Here is a 1,141-nt window from a genome sequence, read left to right on the forward strand (position 1 = left end):
GGGGTTGTCGGTTTTCATGTAGCAGTGCCATTCGCAGGCGCGTCCCATGTGGCTCTCGGGTAGGCCGTGGTGTTGCAGGAGGGTGCGTTTGATGGGTGAGTTGACTCCTCCTTCCAGCCGGTTGGTGGTGCGTTCCACTGGCCCGCCGGCGGTGAGTTCGGGTTCCAGGAAGGCGAAGAGCTGCCTGTCTTGGAAGAGGTGTTCGAGCCTGCGGTAGCAGCGGCGGAGTTCCTGGTGGGTCCACCACCAGGATTGGTGGCTGGCTTTGGGGTTGGCTGGGTCGTCCTTGGCCATGGTGCGTTCGTCGATGAGGGTTTTCCATCTTTCGTGCCAGGCGTTCAAGGCCTCACCCCAACGCACCGCTTCCTCGATGGTATGGACCCGGGTGGGCTGGTCGGAGAGTCGCTTGAGTTCCTTGCCGGCCTGAAGTCGTGGTTTGAGTGTCAGGTCGGTTTTGGTGGTGCGTTGCACGTGCACCAGGCAGCGTTGGATGCGCGTGCCCGGCCAGCAGGCATGGCAGGCTTTCTGCACGCCGCGAAGGCCGTCGGTGATGAGCACGTCGGGCCCGGGGATGCGGGAGAACAGGGCCGTGTAGGCCGCCGTGTTCTCCTGATGGCACCACTGCCAGTCGATGACCTGGCCCGTCTGCCCGTCGATCGCTATCAGGAGGCACCAGCCGTGTGCCATATACGTGCCGTCGGCCATGAGCGTGTGATGGACCACCCCGTCCGGTGTGATTGCCGGCTTGATGTTCCATCACCAGCCGACCCGTTTACGCCAGGCCCTGGCGCCCATGGCCCCCATCTGTTCCTGGGTCCTGCCCGTCAGCAGCCAGTCCAGGAACTCCCTCAACTGCGCGGCGCGGGCCCGGTCCTGCCTGCGCGCGGTGGACGTGATCGAGCAGGACGGACACATCCAGCGCTGCGTGCCTGATCTGTTGCGCCCATGCTTGCGCATCCGCCCATGGCATATGGGGCAATGCCTGGCCCTCTTCGATCTGGTTCTCATTCCCCAATCGAACAGGAACGGGCACCCCTGCAAGACCCCTATTAACAACCCGACCTATTAACAACCACCCAACACGCTTACAGCCACAAGGCCAAACCCCCAACATAAACAACGCGTTTAGTTCCTATAGCCC

The 1,141-nt window shown here is 62.8% G+C and carries 1 pseudogene; it reads right to left on the reverse strand.

The window, feature by feature from the left end:
• A pseudogene (locus tag J3T95_RS09110) lies at positions 1–1,008 on the reverse strand (IS1249 family transposase); the annotation flags it as partial.
• Positions 1,009–1,141 lie beyond the last annotated feature (133 nt).

Origin of the sequence: Bifidobacterium sp. B4079 (genome assembly GCF_026537385.1) — a bacterium.
Taxonomy (GTDB): domain Bacteria; phylum Actinomycetota; class Actinomycetes; order Actinomycetales; family Bifidobacteriaceae; genus Bombiscardovia; species Bombiscardovia asteroides_I.